Genomic DNA, 14715 nt, shown 5'->3' on the forward strand with positions numbered 1-14715 from the left:
AATATGAATAAGAGTATATTAATCATTTTTTTTTCAATATTTTTTTTTACAAATTCTTGTTCTTCTCATTCGGAAACAAAAAAAGATACCCAATCGGTTATTTTGTTTAAACAAGAAAGCATTGCGAGTGATTCAGACTTTAGTTTTGAAAAAAAATATTTTTGGGAGGATAATAAAAAGAATAATACATTTATAACACAAAATTTCACTTTGCTAAATTATAACGACATAATTACCACTGTTAAAGAATCGAAATTTTTAGGTAATTCCAGTCCTGAATACTCTAACCACATTATCTATTCATTTATTTTGTATAAAAATAATAATGTTGCAAATGATACAGTGTATTATGATGGATATAGCAAATGGTGGATAATTAGTGATGAAAAATCATTACAATATGAAGATAGGAAAGGAGAGCTATCTGATAAGTTGAAAAAGTTTTATCCAATATTTAGAAATTGTCCTTATTCTAATTGAGTAAATTAATGAACATTACTTATGCTAAAATAGATATTCCCCTGCCTGCTGCGCGAGCGTCACGCTTGTGTCCGAATAAAGATTAACAATCTATAAATAAATCCGAGAAGGTATACTTTCTCGGATTTTTATTTATGATTAAAAGTTAAGTGAGTCTGAAAGTAGTTTTGTAACAGAGCCTTATGAATGGAAATATAGTAGTGCAAGAAATTACTATAATAATGATCAGAAAATTTTGGAAATAGATTTAAATTTGTAATTAGTGAATGGGCAACGAGCGTGACGCTCGCGCCAGCGAGGGGAATTATATTGTTGATTTTTAATGAAATAACAGTTTTTTTATAACAATATTCTAAAAGTAAAATAGGAGAAATGAGAATTCACTACTGATGAGAGTACCTTGCTTATGCCTAAATAAAGTAACAAGCAATAAATTGACTTAGGAGACTTCACTTTCTGGGATCTTTCACTATAATTTCGTTTAAATTTGCAACTTGCTCTAGTGGGGGGTAATTTTCCAAATCCTTTCATATATTAATTTTCAAGTTCAACATTATGAATATAATTTTACAAATAATACTCCTTATCATCATATTTTCAAATTCAATGTTTTTAATGTTGGGGAAAAATATATTGTCCTTTAAAATATTTAAATTAAGTTGGGTTATCGCATTATTAGATATTTCAGTCATATTATTGTTTTTTGAACTGAAACAATCCATTATTCTTTACGTCATATTTACATCAATTATTGTTGTATTTGCTTTAGGGCTAAAGAATTCCGTAAATAGTAATAATTCTAATATTTTAGAAAACAATGATAATAAAAAACGTTTTATCAATTTTTTCGTTTACTTTTTACTCTTCTTTTTCATTATGCTTACAATTGGTGTTGTGAAAAATCTTTTATTTGATTCTCCTTTAGAATAAGCTACTATATTTTAATTCCTACTTGAGCGACAGTCTTGTTCGTGTCAAAATTAAATTGGCAACAATTAATAAATTAAATCTCTTTCTATTCAACAAAATAAAAGGTCAAAACCCACCCAATCATGCTTAAATAAAGCATGATTGTTTTTTTAGAGTTATTGTAAATAAGCCGCTGTATCGTATAACCTCTAACCGCCCACCAATCAGGGATATATTTAATTTTATTATAATTTCCTTAAACTCAAATTTTGTCTTGTTTTAGTGAGTTTAATTCCAGTAATTTGCACGCTATTAATAATAAGACTAAATAATAATAATGAAATTGAAATTACTTATTTTGTTTGTCTTCTTTTCTTCAATGGGGATGGCACAGGAGAAAGAGGGAAACAATGGCTCTGTTACAGGTACTGTAACAACAGCTGACGGAAACACAGGACAAGGCGTTGACGTAAAAGTAAAGGAACTGAATATAACCACTACTGCAGGAGCAGATGGGAGTTTTGAGCTTAAAAACCTTCCTCCCGGAAAATATACCATACAGGTTGCCAAAGGAAAATCTGATGGATATTCCCAGGAAATAGAGATCACTCCCGAAAACGAAAATGTACTTTTAAACATACAACTGGATTATTCTTCCCAAAAACTGGAAGAGGTGATCGTAAGTTCCGGAGGAAACCGTTTCGCTAAAAAAGAAAGTAATGACGTTTCCAAAATGCCTTTAAAAAACATGGAAAATCCACAGGTGTATTCCATTGTAAGCAAGGAGCTGATGAAAGAGCAGAATATTACAGATTATAACAGTGCTTTCAAAAATATTCCCGGAGCAGGTATTGCAGAAGTAAGAAACCAGGGAAGAACAACCAATATGTCCCGTGGATTTCCAACGCCACAGTTGGTGAGAAATGGAGTAGGGAGTTTTACGTATAACACGATCGATCCGGCTAACCTTGAACGTATTGAAGTGATCAAAGGACCCTCAGCGACTTTGTTTGGAAGTACCATTTCTTCGTTTGGAGGTTTGTTCAACAGGGTAACGAAAAAGCCTTTCGATACTTTCAAAGGAGAAATTTCCTATTCAGCAGGAAGCTGGGATCTGAACCGTTTCACGGCAGATATCAATACTCCGCTGAACCCGGAAAAAACAATGTTATTGAGATTCAATACGGCTTTTCATAGCGAAAACAGTTTCCAGGATGCAGGGTTCAACAGAAGCTTTTTATTAGCACCAAGTTTTTCTTATGCTGTTAATGACAGACTGACTTTCTTATTGGATGTAGAATTCGGTGTATTGAAAGGAACTTCCCCAACAAGATTAGCCCCTTACATTAGCAAAGATCCGACTAAACCGGCACTGGCAACGAGCATAGAGGATATGAATATCCCTTATAGCCGTTCTTTTGCCAATAATACGGTAAACTATAACGGACAGCAGTACAACATTTTTGCGCAGATGAAGTATAAAATATCGGATACCTGGAACTCACAAACGATCGTTTCCCGCACGAGATCTTCTTCGGAAGGATATGTGGTATCATTATCTGCTTTATCGGATACAACACTGAGACAGTCGGTGACGAAGCAGGATTACCCTTATTACGGAACGGATATTCAACAGAATTTTATCGGGGATTTTAAAATCGGAGAGCACAGAAACAGAGTGGTTGCAGGTGTGGATTTTTACAGCCTGAAAGCCTACCGTAATGATGCCACCGTTAATATGCCGGCCATTGATTACAGAAACCCGGGTGCGGCTTACAATAATTTTACGATATCGAAAATAGAACCATTATTCAATAATGTAACCTTCAATAACTTTACATCGAACAACGAACAGACGTACAGCGCGTATGTGTCTGATGTTTTTAATGTGACTGATAAATTCATCGCAATGGCAGGAGTAAGGCTAGACCGGTATTTCAATAAAGGGTCATATTACCCGGAGAAAGATCTTACTGTTGGAGATTATAACCAGACAGCATTTTCTCCGAGATTCGGTTTGTTATATCAGTTAATTGACAAGAAATTATCTTTGTTTACCAATTATATGAACGGCTTCAACAACGTAGGAGGTTCTGATTTTAATGGAAATCCTTTTAAGCCAAGCCAGGCCAATCAATGGGAAGGTGGGGTGAAACTGGATCTTAATAAGATCAGTGCCACCGTGAGTTACTACAATATCAGAGTAACGAATATGACCCGTCCTGACCTGGATCATACGGAAGGCAGTTTCCTGATTCAGGATGGAACACAGATCAGCAAAGGTTTCGAAGCTGAATTGATCGCCAATCCAATTCCAGGATTAAATATTGTGGCTGGATTCAGCTACAACGACAGTAAATATGCGAAAGCGAGTGCTGATGTAGATGGTTTAAGACCTTCCACAGCAAGTTCTCCAACGATGGCGAACCTTTGGGCGAGTTACCGTTTTATCAATGGACCGTTGAGCGGTTTAGGTGTTGGGATCGGTGGAATTTATGGAAGCAAATATTATCAGACGAATACCCATACCTTCACCTTCAGCATTCCTGAATACACGGTATTGGATGCTTCAGTTTTTTATGACAGACCTAAATTCAGAATCGGTTTTAAAATCGATAACTTAACCAACGAAAAATATTGGTCGTACCGTCTGGCAGCTCAGAATCCGACCAGAGTGACAGGAAGTTTTACATTTAAATTTTAATAATCAGGGATTCGGTGGCGAACAAAAAATTTAAAAAAGCAATACGACAGATTCATTTGTGGCTGGGTTTAGTGACCGGGATTATCGTCTTTGTGATTTGTATCACCGGATCCCTGTATGTTTTTGAAGAGGAGATACGGGATTCAATGGGTAAAGAATGCCTGCATGTTGAACCCGAATCAAAACCTTTTATAGGGCTTGAAAAGATCATTCTGAATTTCCAGGAGATCGCCCCGAAAGAGAAGATCAATTCGATCAGAATAACCGAAAATGAACCTGGTGCAACTGTTCAGATCCTGAACAAAAAGAAACAGGTCTTTTATTTTAATCCATATACCGGAGATTTGGTTGGCAAACAAGGCAGTGACTGGCTCAATGTGGTTTATGATCTGCATACTTCCCTGATGATGGGTGAAACGGGTAAAATGATTCAGGGCTGGAGCGTCGTGATCTTTTTATGCATGCTGATAACCGGCTTAATCCTTTGGTATCCTGCAAAAGTAAAACAGGCGAAACAAAGTTTAACGATCAAATGGGAAGCTTCTGTAAAACGGAAAATTTATGATCTGCATAATGTATTAGGATTCTATGCCTCGATCTTTCTGATCATTATCGCGCTTACAGGAACTTATTTTGCTTTTTCAGGGGTTAAAACGGCTGTAGAGTTTGTAACCAACTCCAAATTAAGTAAGGGAGATCATTCAATGAAGATGACTATTGATCCGAAAGCTAATTTAGCAGTAAGATATAATGCGATCTATAAAACACTTACTGAAACTTACCCGGGTGCTATTTCAATGACTTATTCAATTAGGAAAAAAGATGAAATGCGTGTGCGGATGATCTATCCTTACCAATGGTCGGCCCGTAAACAAAATACATTCTTTTTTAACCAGAAAACAGGAGAACTCTTACGTGGCAAGCTATACAAAAACAATAACGCAGCAGATACGGTGGAAGCGGCTAATTACGATCTTCATACAGGAAAATTTTTCGGAATTATAGGAAAGGTCTTATGGCTTTTGGCATCATTGATCGGAGCTTCCTTACCTGTCACCGGCTTTATCATGTGGTGGAACAAGAGGAAAGCGAAAAAGAAAAAACCGAGAAAGCATCATCACCAGCATAGAGTTTTGAAAAAACTGGAGGTAAAACAATAGATAACTTACGCTTTGGGATTTAAAAAAATCACTCTATTTTATAATATCATACTTCAAAAGGTTATTAGTCTTTTTTAGGGCATTTTTGTTATTCTGCTCCATAATTCTGTAAAATTCGGAGCTTGAAACTTCTTTACCTTCCATATAAAAAGTCATCTTTTTACCATTATCCTGATGAGCTTCATCATTCATTTGTACAGAAGGTTTCTCATAAAAATTTTTAATAGCTTTTTTTAAATCATTTTCATTAATCGATAATAGATCTGACTGGAAATAATAGGGTATTTCATTGATGTTGAATTGAGGCAATGATTTTATTTCGATCAGACTAAATGAAATACCTTTGTTTTCATCTTCCGCTTTTATGATCAGACCAGGCAAACCCTGAAGCAGGTAAGGGCCATCCTGCACCGGAATATCAGTGGTAAACCATACCGTCCATTTTCTTTTGTATAAGGTAGTGGTTGCTTTTTGAGCAGAGTATCCCAAAATATTCTTTTTCTCAGGAAAAATCTTCCAGTCCAATTTCTTTTGTAAACTTACTTTATAATCAATAAGGCAGTTTGTGTAGAAATTGATGTCAAAGCCAGGATAATTTTTTATAACGACATCCAAAAAATTGATGTTCTGATAAGGGAAATCACCCATTGGGGTTTCTTTATTTTTTATTAAAGAATCCAGTTTTAAAACTTCAGCAGCATAAAACTTAGATCCTTGTTGCCCTATATCCAGATTTAAAAATTCTTTTTCTTTAATTTCCAGATGGGTTGAATCCTTTGCTAAAAAATATTCATACACAAAACGTTTATTTTGAGCGTTAATAATTGATGAAACAAATAAGAAAAGGAAGATGAGTTTATACATTTCTTAAAATTAAAGGTCAGTTATACTTGAGTTAATATATTGTTTTTTAATACAATAAATGTAAAAATAGTAAAATTTAAAGTTTAATCTGGATATTGTGATATAATTTATTAACGCTTATCAATAAAGGCTTATATCTGTATTTTAATGTATGCCAAAGGGTTTAATGAAAGTTAATATATTATTTAAACTTGTTAATGTTTTGTTAAAAGGTAGTGCGTGTTTTTTGTGGAATTTTGCCAGGATAAAAAAAGATAAAGTGAAGTTCCTGAAAAATCCCGTAATTATTCTTATTTCTCTTCTTAGCTGCAATGCTTTTGCTCAAAAGAATATACCCCAGAAAAAAGTAGTTTTTATCATTGTAGACGGTATCGCTGAAGATATGCTGAACAAAGCTGATATTCCCAATCTTAACCGGATTAAAAAAGATGGTGCATTACTGAAAGCTTATGTAGGTGGAGAAAAAGGGGGCTATAGCGAAACGCCAACCATTTCTGCAGTAGGATATAACAGCTTGCTGACAGGAACATGGGTAAACAAGCATAATGTGTTTGATAACGATATTAAAGATCCTAATTACAGTTACCCAACGATTTTCAGACTTTTCAAGGATCAGTTTCCCAATAAAAAGACGGCTGTATTTTCAACTTGGGAAGACAACCGTACAAAGCTGATTGGTGAAAACCTTGATGCTACAAGGAAAATAAAAATGGATTTTTTCTACGATGGAATGGAAAAGGACACCCTGCATTTTCCACATGATAAGCAAAGTGGATACATCCGTAAGATCGATAGTCTGGTAGCCGGAAAAGCAGCCAGTTATATCAAAGAAAATGCACCGGATCTATCATGGGTTTATTTAGAATTTACAGATGATATGGGACATCGTCATGGTGATGGTGATATTTTATATAAAGCGATTTCTTATGAAGACCGTTTGATCGGAAAAATATATGATGCGGTAAAAGAACGTGAAGCGAAACATGGGGAAGACTGGTTATTCGTCGTGACTACAGATCACGGAAGATCTGCAAGCAATGGAAAAGGTCATGGCGGACAGAGTGATAGAGAGCGTAACACATGGATCGCTATTAACAAGCCAACGATAAATACCTATGCAAAGAATAACCGGGTTGGAGTTACGGATATTTTACCTACCATCACAGATTTTATGAGCCTGAGTGTTCCCGAAATATTTCAGCAGGAAATAGATGGTATTGACTTACTTAAAAACAGAACTGCTTATCAGTTAAAGGCTTCTTTAACCTCTGATAAAACACTGGAACTTACCTGGAAAACAATGGGTCCTTCTAAAGAACTTGGTGAAGTATATATTACAGATACCAATAATTTTAAAACAGGAGGTAAAGATCTTTACCAGTTATTGGGACAGGCAAATCTTGGCAGTGGTAAGTTTAGTTCTACATTAAAAATTAACAATTCCAATATCTATAAGATCGTTCTCAAAACCAAAGAAGGTTTTCTGAATACCTGGATCACAACCAAATAAATAAGGAATCTACTTATGAAATTACACCTTTTAATCGGCCTGGGCTTAGTCACAGGCTTAGAAGTTTATGGTCAAAATGTACAGAAGATAGATGCTGCTGATACGATAGCGACCCACGAAAAAAAGATCGATGAAGTTGTTATTACAGCTTTAGGAATCAAGAAAGAAAAGAAAACATTAGGGTATGCAGTACAGGAGGTAAAAGGCGAAGTTTTCGAAAAAGCAAAAGAATCGAACTTTGTCAACTCACTCTCAGGACGTGTCGCAGGACTAACGATTAAGAACAGTACCGACCTTTTTCAGGATCCGGGAATTAATTTAAGAGGGTCTAAACCACTTATCGTTATCGATGGAATCCCAGACAGAACGGCTGATGTATGGAGAATCAATGCTGATGATATTGATAATATCAGTGTACTGAAAGGTCCAACAGCTTCTGCTTTGTATGGATCTGTTGGTAAAGACGGGGCGATTATGATTACGACCAAGAAGGGAAAAAAAGGAAGAATGAGTATCTCCTTTAATAACTCTACGATGTTTCAAAGTTCTTTTATCCGTATTCCAAAGGTTCAGACCGTTTACGGTGGCGGAAATAACGGGAAATATGCTTACATAGATGGAAGCGGCTCTGGAAGCGAAGGAGGTGGATGGATCTGGGGACCAAAATTAGATCAGAAAGATCCTTCTACGCCAAGCGGATATTATGAAACCCCACAATACAACAGCCCGATTGATCCGACAACCGGAAAACCAATACCACTACCATGGATCTCCCGCGGAAAGAATAATATTAAAAATTTCTTCGATACCGGAATTATTCAGTCCAATAACATCAGTGTGGACTGGGGAAATGACAAAGCAACTTTCAGGCTTTCCCTTTCCAATATTTACCAGAAAGGTATTGTTCCGAATACAGATCTGAAAACAACATCAATAAGTTTGGCAGGTTCTGTAAACCCTATTGAAGGCCTTACGATCAATTCTTCCTTAACCTACAATAGAGAATATACTTCCAATTTCCCGGAAGTAGGCTATGGGCCGACCAACTATCTTTATAATCTGGTATTATGGACGGGTGCTGATGTAGATGTAAGAGATTTAAGAAATTATTGGGTAGCAGGAAAAGAAGGTTATCAACAAAGACATTACAATGTGTCTTATTATAATAACCCCTACTTTCAGGCTTATGAATACCAAAGACCTTATTATAAGGACAATGTAATGGGGAATGTAAACATGGAATATCAGATTATTCCGAAATTATCTGCCAAAGCTCGTGTCGGAACTAATGTATATGCTTTGAACCGTGAGTATAAGGAGCCTAAAAGTTATATTGGATATGGTAATAAATCATTAGGAAACTATACCCAGATAAATGGGAATTATCTTGATATCACCTCCGAGCTAGGTCTTAAATACCAGAATAGGTTTTCTGAAAACTTTATGCTGACAGGAGAGGGCTATGTATCCAATTATTACAGAGAGCTTAAGAAAAGTGAAATACGTACCGATGGTTTGGTAAATCCAGGCTGGTATAACCTTTTTAACAGTGTAGGGCCTTTATTTGCTCCAAAGGAGGGAAATAGAAAAGAATATGAACTGATCAATAGTGTGTATGGTTATGTAGATATGGAGATTTACAAAGCGTTCTTCCTGAATATGACTGCACGTTATGACAAAGTATCCACGCTTCCAGATGGAAATAATGCCTATTTCTATCCATCTGTTTCCGGATCAGTAATGCTGAATCAGCTGGTCACTCTTCCTGAATGGATAAGTTTTGCTAAACTGAGAGGATCTTTAGCACAGGTTTCCAACGGTAAAATATCCGATGATACCTATGGCTATATTTCTGCATTTACAAAAAATGATATCAGTTGGAATGGGCAGTCAACATTTTCTTTTGGAAATACCCTCATCAACGCGAATATAAAACCTGAAACCTCAAACTCATGGGAGATAGGGACTAATATCGCGGTGTTGAAAAATAGGATCAATTTAGATGTGGCTTACTATCAAACCCGCGATTATAATAATCTGACCAATATTCCTTTGTCAGAAAGTGCAGGTTATGATTATTTTAAAACAAATGGAAATGTTTTCCAAAGAAAAGGAGTGGAGATTACCGTAAATGCGGATATTGTTAAGAAATCAGATTTTAGATGGAGTACTCAGCTGAATTTGAGTCATTACCGTAGATATCTAAAAGAAGCCTATGGAGGAAATGGATATACGACGATTTATAATCCTGCTAATGGCAGGGAGAACTTCATCAGAGAAGGTCAGAGGGCGGATCAATTAACTGCAGTACCTTATGAAACCTCACCTGATGGGCAACTGGTTCTGAAAAACGGATATCCTGTGAATTCTACAGCGCCATTCGAATCCAACATGGGTTATTCTGATCCGGATTGGACCTATGGATTCTCTCATAACTTTGGGTATAAAAATTTCTCACTCTCATTACTGTTTGATGGAAGAATTGGTGGAACAATGTATTCTACAACCAACCAGAAAATGTGGTGGGGTGGTATTGATCCGGGAACAGTGAATCAGTACAGGGATGATGCTAATGCAGGAAATAATACCTATATCGCACCAGGGGTAAGAGTGGTTAGTGGCTCTATTACATACGATCAGAATGGGAATATAAAATCTGATACCCGTGTTTTCGCTCAAAATGATGTTGCAGTAAATTACAATGCCTATATGCAAAGTACGAGCAACGCTTTTGAACGCAATTACCATTATTACAAACAAACTTTTATTAAATTAAGAGAAGTTACCCTTACCTACAATTTCGAAAAATCTTTTGCAGAAAAACTGAATGTCTCTTCAGCGAGTATTTCTCTGATCGGAAGAAACCTCTGGTTGGCTTCAAAGATTAAAAATGTGGATCCCGATTCCGGGGTAGACCAACTTCAGACTCCGGCGACCAGAAGTTTTGGGGTAAATCTTAATGTAAAATTCTAATTATAAAAACAAAAGAAATGAAAGCAGCTAGAATATACATATTCCTATTAATATCAGCAGCAAGCGTAATAAGTTGCAGCAAGACTGAAGATTTTCAGGATGATCCCAATCGTCAAACAAGTGTGGATGCCGAAAATATCCTTCCCGGAATTGAAGTAAGTGCCTTTAGTAATATTAAGGCTGAAGCTGCCCTGGCATCCAGACAGCTCACCTACATCAATGGAGTGAATGCTCAACAGTATTACAACTGGCAGAGGGGATCTTTTGATGCTTATGACAATATTAAGCAGGTGGAAAAGATGGTAGAGCAAGCGAATAAAAAAGGGGGGAAGGAGTATGTAGCATTGGCTCGTTTTTTCAAGGCTTATTATTTTATCTCATTATCTGAAACTTTTGGTGATATTCCTTATAATGAAGCAATAAAAATGGATAATTTTTATCCAAAATATGATGATCAGAAAAGTATTTATAAAAATGTTCTTGCCGAACTGGCCTTGGCTAATACGGAGCTTGCTAATATGAGTACAGTGATAAGAGGCGATATTATCTATAATGGAGATTTGTTTAAGTGGAGAAAACTGATCAATTCTTACCGTTTGAGAATTTTAATGGATTTGTCCAAAAAGACAAATGATACAGATCTGAATGTGAAACAGACATTTGCTGATATTGTAAATAATCCTGCACAAAATCCAATTATGGAAACGAGTGAAGAAAGTGGGCAATTATCCTTCTATAATCTTGTCAATAACCGGTATCCATTTTTTAACAGTAATGATTTGAAAACAGCTTATTATATGGAACAGAGTTTTGTAGATAAGCTTAAAACTTCTAAAGATCCAAGGTTATTTAAAATGGCTGAAAAGAAAACGAGCACGGTAGGAACCACACCGACAGATCCTTTTAGTTTCTATGATGGATTGTACGGCAGTGGAGATTTAGGGCAAAATTCTATAAAAGCTTCTAATGGGTTGGCATCAAGGATTAATCCAAGATATTTTGATGATCCAATCAACGAACCTACATTACTAATGGGGTATTCAGAACTGCAGTTTGTTTTAGCCGAAGCGGTTGTACGTGGATGGATCAGTGGAAATGCAAATACCTATTATCTGAAAGCAATTAATGCTTCTATGAGCTTTTATAAAATAAATCCAACTGATGTTAGTGCCTATTTAGCACAACCATCCATCAATCTGCAGCCTGGAACAGAGATCGAACAAATCATGGATCAAAAGCATACGGCATTGTTCTTTAATACGGGCTGGAGAATATTTTATGATCAGAGAAGGACGGGATTTCCTAAGTTCAATACAGATGGACCGGGTATTTTGAATAATGGAAAAATTCCTAAAAGATGGATGTACCCTGCATCAGAAAATAGCACGAACAATGCAAATCTTAACAGTGCCATTACCAAGCAATATCCGGGTGGTGATGATATTAATGAAACCATGTGGCTGATTAAATAAAAGATAAATAAACTTAATGTTTTATTTAAATAGATCTCGATACATTTTCCTCCATTTCATTACGAAAAACACTCGATCTGACGGTAGAAGAATGTTTGTATTGTGAGGAGAAAATGAACAACGTCACTTCGAGTAGATTTTGAAAAAATCGTATCGAGAAGTATTTACTTTTGAAATAGTAAGATTATAAAAATTTGATTTCAAACAGAACTTCTTTAAAGTTTAAAGCTTAATTAAAACTGATCACAAATAAAACTCCTGTCTCAATGAGGCAGGAGTTTTTTATCGTGGCATATAAAGAGATCAGTTTCATTTTATTCATGAAGTATCAATATGGCTTTGATGGATTTATTTAATACCTCATTTACAGTACTGCTTGCAAATAAGCGGTAAATGATATTATGATTTCGTTTTACCAGGCAGAGGATATCGGTTTCATTTTGCTCTATAAAATCTATAATTCCGCTTGATGTTTTACCGTCATCCTCAACATAGTTAAAGTTAATTTCTACCGAAGGAAGCTGTTCTTTTAATTTTTTTTCACCATTTTTTATGGATTTAGGATCCATATCCTTTTCGGAAATATGAAGGATCTCCAGCTTCTTTGGCTTGGTTGCCTTCAGTATCTGGTTGAGTGCTTTAACATCCCTTACTGATAATCTGGTTGTTTTATAATCCGTAGCCAGGGTGACCACCGGAACAGATGGTAAAGTACTTTCTAAAGGCACAATTAATGTTGGAATACGCATTTTTGTAACCGCCATGCTGGCATTGCTACCCACAATTCCTTTGATGCCTGTTGCACCGGTAACACCCATTACCAGGAATGATACAGAATTATATTCGACATATTTGGTGATGACCTTACGCAAAAAGCCTACATCACATATGGTTTTAACCTGCACATCTTTATAGTCTTCATTTTGTTTGAACGTTTCGGCCCATTCTTTTAAGGCAGATCTTTTTTTAGCGTAATAATCTTCAATGAAAATAGCATTGTATGTGCTGTTATTGATGCCTTCTGTTGGATGTATAGCATGAATAACCGCAATTTCCATCTGCAGGATTTTAGCAAGAGACAATGCGTATACCATCGCATTGCTGGCACTGTTTGAAAAATCTGAGGCAACAAGTATTTGTTTCATTTTTTTTCGGTTTTAATAAAGTGAATTAATCAAAATTTGTGATCTTATATAAACAGATGGAAGAATAGAAATAACAATAAAGATAATAAAATAGAAACAGGTAAGGTAAGTACCCAGGCAAGACCGATACTTTTTAATGTACCTGCATTCAGGTTGCTTTTACCGCCTGATGCAACCATGGAACCTGCGATACCACTTGATAATACGTGGGTCGTACTTACCGGTAACCCCAAAAGTGTGCTCATACCAATAGTGGATGCTGCCACAATTTCACTTGAAGCGCCCTGGGCATAATTTAAATGTTCATTTCCTATTTTTTCTCCGATGGTTACTGCAATCCTTTTCCAGCCTATCATTGTACCTAATCCCAATGAAACAGAAATTGCAATAATAACCCAGATGGGAGCGAATTCGGTTAGTTTTTTAAGTTCAGATGCCTGATGGTTAAGGGCTGTTCTATTACTTTCATTAATGACGAGGACTTTATTTTCATTAAGTGCTTTAATTGATTCTACCAGCGCTTCTACTTGTTTTCTGAATTTATAAGTCCCTTCCTTATCTTTTTCACTTTTAAATTTAAGATGTGTTTTTACAGCATTAATATCAGTATTGAGCTTGGTGAATTCTGTACTATTTTTCGTATTGTCTGCAGCAATTGTTTGCAAAATCCTTTCCGTTTGGTGTAGCGTAGTGATAATTTTATCGTTAGGAATACTGTGGTCGATTGCAAATTTGGCGGGTAGAAAAGCAATCAGTATCAGCATAAACAGACCAACGCCCTTTTGACCGTCGTTACTGCCATGAAAAAAGCTCACCAAAGTACAGGTGGTTATCAGAATGGCTCTGATTAATAAAGGAGGTCTGTCATTTTCGCCCTCAGGGATATGAAAAAGAGCTTTGTATCTGACTACATGTTTTAAAAACAGCATCAGTAAAATGGCTAAACCAAATCCAACAATAGGGGAAAGAATAAGTGATAAACCGATTTCTTCAGCTTTATGCCAGTTTACGCCATTACCCCCATAATACCATGTAAAGCCTAAGCCGGCACCGATCAAAGCACCAATAAGAGTATGTGAACTTGAACAAGGGATGCCTAAATACCAGGTCCCTAAGTTCCAAATGATAGCCGCTAGCAACACGGCAAGTACAAGACTTGCTCCAACAGCTGTTGGCAAGGTCATTAAGGTATCCATTGGGACCAGTTTCAATATTCCCATGGCTACAGCAATTCCACCTGTAAAAACACCTAAGAAATTCCATAATCCCGACCATGGAATGGCAATAACAGGTTTAAGTGCTTTCGTATAAATAACGGTGGCTACTGCGTTGGCTGTATCATGGAATCCATTAACGAATTCAAATGCTACCACTGCAAGCATACAAAGTGCAAAAACGATGACAAGACCTGTAGTTAAATCTGATTCCCCTAAGAAAGGGATGAGTTTATTTAAAAGCATAATGTGCGTTTTCTTGTTTAAATTGAGTTAAGTTGATC

9 protein-coding genes are annotated in these 14715 nt (G+C 36.1%); 6 read left to right on the top strand and 3 right to left on the bottom strand.

Annotated elements, in window-relative coordinates:
* Positions 1-3 precede the first annotated feature (3 nt).
* The 3 genes from NG806_RS01240 (at position 4) to NG806_RS01250 (ending at position 5253) form a co-directional block, all read left to right on the top strand.
* The gene (locus NG806_RS01240; protein WP_261511636.1) at positions 4-480 is read left to right on the top strand and encodes a hypothetical protein; all 477 of its coding nucleotides are present in this window, start codon (positions 4-6) and stop codon (positions 478-480) included.
* 1246 nt (positions 481-1726) lie between these two features.
* Entirely contained in the window at positions 1727-4093 is a 2367-nt protein-coding gene (locus NG806_RS01245) for a TonB-dependent receptor (protein WP_261511637.1), read from the top strand.
* Positions 4094-4107: 14 nt separating this feature from the next.
* Positions 4108-5253, top strand: a complete 1146-nt coding sequence (locus NG806_RS01250; protein WP_261511638.1) for a PepSY-associated TM helix domain-containing protein — start codon at positions 4108-4110, stop codon at positions 5251-5253.
* 33 nt (positions 5254-5286) lie between these two features.
* On the opposite strand, the gene NG806_RS01255 is transcribed toward NG806_RS01250, so the two are convergent.
* Complete coding sequence (locus tag NG806_RS01255) at positions 5287-6117, bottom strand: GLPGLI family protein (RefSeq protein ID WP_261511639.1); 831 nt, start codon at positions 6115-6117, stop codon at positions 5287-5289.
* Positions 6118-6376: 259 nt separating this feature from the next.
* On the opposite strand from NG806_RS01255, the gene NG806_RS01260 reads away from it, so the two are divergent.
* Genes NG806_RS01260 through NG806_RS01270 form a run of 3 tightly spaced genes read left to right on the top strand, consistent with a single transcriptional unit; the run spans position 6377 to position 12072 of the window.
* Positions 6377-7627 carry an alkaline phosphatase family protein gene (locus NG806_RS01260; RefSeq protein ID WP_261511640.1) on the top strand — a complete coding sequence of 417 codons (1251 nt, stop codon included), beginning with the start codon at positions 6377-6379 and terminating at the stop codon, positions 7625-7627.
* 15 nt (positions 7628-7642) lie between these two features.
* Entirely contained in the window at positions 7643-10600 is a 2958-nt protein-coding gene (locus NG806_RS01265; RefSeq protein WP_261511641.1) for a SusC/RagA family TonB-linked outer membrane protein, read from the top strand.
* A 17-nt stretch (positions 10601-10617) separates the two neighbouring features.
* Complete coding sequence (locus NG806_RS01270; protein WP_261511642.1) at positions 10618-12072, top strand: SusD/RagB family nutrient-binding outer membrane lipoprotein; 1455 nt, start codon at positions 10618-10620, stop codon at positions 12070-12072.
* A 314-nt stretch (positions 12073-12386) separates the two neighbouring features.
* Here NG806_RS01270 and NG806_RS01275 read toward each other — a convergent pair whose 3' ends face one another.
* Together NG806_RS01275 and NG806_RS01280 are read right to left on the bottom strand one after the other, a co-directional pair.
* Complete coding sequence (locus NG806_RS01275; protein WP_214834092.1) at positions 12387-13217, bottom strand: universal stress protein; 831 nt, start codon at positions 13215-13217, stop codon at positions 12387-12389.
* Between the two features lie 44 nt (positions 13218-13261).
* Entirely contained in the window at positions 13262-14677 is a 1416-nt protein-coding gene (locus tag NG806_RS01280) for an inorganic phosphate transporter (protein WP_261511643.1), read from the bottom strand.
* Positions 14678-14715 lie beyond the last annotated feature (38 nt).

This window comes from Chryseobacterium paludis (assembly GCF_025403485.1).
GTDB classification, from domain to species: Bacteria; Bacteroidota; Bacteroidia; order Flavobacteriales; family Weeksellaceae; genus Chryseobacterium; species Chryseobacterium paludis.